The organism is Pelomonas sp. KK5 (assembly GCF_001984095.1).
GTDB lineage: Bacteria > Pseudomonadota > Gammaproteobacteria > Burkholderiales > Burkholderiaceae_C > KK5.
Genome location: NZ_LYVQ01000399.1, coordinates 1 through 2,879, shown reverse-complemented (window position 1 = coordinate 2,879; position 2,879 = coordinate 1). Strand labels below are relative to the sequence as shown.

Genomic DNA, 2,879 nt, shown 5'->3' with positions numbered 1-2,879 from the left:
GTGGTGGTCTGGCCCGAGGACGACGAGGGCCAGGTCTTGACCATGGCCCATGCCCGCTACGCCGCCGATTCGGGCAGCGCCGCGCTGGCCTCGATCCCGCTGGCGGTGGGCGCCTCGCCGCCGCTGGCGGTGCTGCTGTTCGAGCGCAACACAGGTTTTGTGCCGGCCGAGCTGAAGGGCATGGAGCTGCTGGCCGGCGTGCTGGCGCCGGTGCTGGAGCACAAGCATGCGCGCGACGAGAGCCTGTGGGCCCACGCGAAGCGCAGCGCGCGGCATGCGATGGCGCGGCTGACCGATGCCTCGCATCCCGGCCTGAAGCTCGGCGCCGGCGTGCTGGCGCTGCTGCTGCTCATCGCGGCGCTGGTGCCGGTGGAGGATCGCGTCTCCGCGCCTGCCGTCGTCGAAGGCGCGGTGCAGCGCGCGGCCGTCGCGCCCTTCGACGGCTTCCTGCGCGATGCGCCCGCCCGCGCCGGCGACACCGTCAAGGCCGGCCAGGTGCTGGCCCGCATGGACGACCGCGAACTGCAGCTGGAGAAGGTGCGCTGGGAAACCGAACTGGAGATGGCCGAGCGCAAGGAACGCGAGGCGATGGCCCAGGCGGACCGGGTCAACCAGCGGCTCTCGGCCGCGCAGGCCAACCAGGCGCGGGCCAACCTGGATCTGGTGCTGTCCAAGCTCGCGCGCGTGGCGCTGACGGCGCCGTTCGACGCGGTGGTGGTCAAGGGCGACCTCTCGCAGCAGCTGGGCGCGCCGATGGAGATGGGCAAGACGCTGTTCGAGCTGGCGCCGCTGGCGAGCTGGCGGGTGATGCTGAAGGTGGACGAGCGCGACATCGCCCGCGTGCAGCCCGGCCAGGAGGGCGAGCTGGTGCTGACCGGCGCGCCGGGCCAGCGCTGGCACTTCACGCTGAAGTCGGTCACGCCGGTCTCGGTGGTGGAGGAGGGGCGCAACTACTTCCGCGCCGAGGCCGCGCTGTCCGACCCCGGCAGCGGCGTGCAGCTGAAGCCGAACATGGAGGGCGTGGCCAAGGTCGTCGCCGGCAGGCGCAGCCTGCTGTGGGTCTGGACGCATCGCTTCACCGACTGGGTGAGTTTGGCCTTCTGGCAATGGACACCGTAGCCTCGCCTCAACGCCCGCTCGGCGACGCGCTGTTCTCCGCGAACTGGTACCGCGTCGCCACGCTGAAGCCGCGGCTGCGCGGGCATGTGCGCATCCACCGGCACGTGTATCGCGGCGAGATCTGGTATGTCGTCGAGGACCGGGTCTCCGGCAAGTACCACCGCTTCAATCCGGGCAGCTACCGCGTGATCGGCCTGCTCGACGGCCGCCGCACGCTGCAGCAGGTGTGGGAGCGGCTCAGCGCCGCGATGGACGAGCACACGCCCAGCCAGGACGAGCTGGTGCAGCTGTTCGGCCAGCTCTATGCGGCCGACCTGATCCAGTGCGACGTCACGCCCGATGTGGCCGAGCTGTTCGAGCGCGGCGGCAGGCAGCGCAAGGCCAAGTGGCTGCAGCGCTTCGCCAACCCGGTCTCGCTGCGCTTCCCGCTGTGGGACCCGGATGCCTGGTTGGGGCGCGTGATCGCCGCCGCCGGCCCGCTGGCGCGGCTGCCCGGGCTGCTGCTGTGGCTGGCCGTCGTGCTGCCGGCGCTGCTGCTGGCCCCCAGCCACTGGCGCGAGCTGACCGGCAATATCAACGAGCGCCTGCTGGCGGTGGACAACCTCTTGCTGCTGGCCCTGCTGTTCCCGCTGCTGAAGGCGGCCCACGAGATCGGCCACGGGCTTGCCGCCAAACGCTTCGGCGGCGAGGTGCACGAGATGGGCCTGATGCTGCTGGTCTTCTTTCCGGTGCCCTATGTGGACGCCAGCAGCGCCAGCAGTTTTTCCAGCCGCTGGCCGCGCATGCTGGTGGGCGCGGCGGGCATGCTGACCGAGCTGTTCATCGCCGCGCTGGCCTTCTACCTGTGGCTGGCGCTGGAGCCGGGCTTCGCGCGTTCGCTGGCCTTCAACGTGATCGTGCTGGCGAGCCTGACCACGCTGATGTTCAACGCCAACCCGCTGCTGCGCTACGACGGCTACTACATCTTCGCGGACGCGATCGAGAGCCCCAACCTTGGCCAGCGCGCCACCGACTACTGGGGCTGGCTGCTGCGCTTTCACGTCTTCGGCCAGCACCAGGCCGAGCGGCCGCCCAGCACGCCCGGCGAGCGGCGCTGGTTCATCGCCTACGCGCCGGCGGCGCTGGCCTACCGCCTCTTCGTGCTGTTCAGCATCGCGGTGTTCATCGCCAGCCGCTACTTCTTCCTCGGCGTGCTGATCGCGGCCTGGGGCATCGTCGCGAGCCTCCTGATCCCGTGGTTCAAGGGCCTGCGGCGGCTGGCCGGGGACCCGGCGCTGGAGCCGCAGTCGCAGCGGGTGCGGCGGGTGCTGTGGATCGCGGGGTCAGGTCTTGCGCTTCTCCTCTTCGTCGTGCCGCTACCGCACCACACGATGGCCACCGGCGTGGTCTGGCCCAGCGACAACGCGGTGCTGCGGGCGCAGGGGGCCGGCTTCGTCTCGAAGCTGCTGCTGCGGCCGGGCGAGGCAGTGAAGCCGGGGCAGACGGTGGCGGAGCTGGTCGATCCGGGACTGGACGCGCGGGTCGGCGAGCAGCGCGGGCGCGTGCAGCTGGCGCAGGCGAAGTACGACGCGGCCTTCGGCGTGTCTCCATCGCGCGCGGCGCTGATGGCCGACGAGGTGCGCCGCGAGCGGGCCGCGCTGGCGACGCTGGAGGACGAGGCGGCCAAGCTGGTCGTGCGCGCCGAGGTGGCCGGCACGCTGCTGCTGCAGCGGCCCGACGACCTGGCGGGCCGCTACGTGAAGCGCGGCGAGGTCGTCGGC

At 71.7% G+C, this 2,879-nt stretch carries 2 protein-coding genes; both read left to right on the top strand.

Translation table 11 applies throughout. The features are described 5' to 3' along the window. A partial coding sequence (locus B0W88_RS30925; RefSeq protein WP_144007107.1) for an efflux RND transporter periplasmic adaptor subunit occupies positions 1-1,119 on the top strand: 1,119 nt, incomplete at its 5' end. Then, the coding region (locus B0W88_RS30920; protein ID WP_077038312.1) for a hypothetical protein at positions 1,107-2,879 on the top strand (1,773 nt) is incomplete at its 3' end. The genes B0W88_RS30925 and B0W88_RS30920, both read left to right, overlap by 13 nt.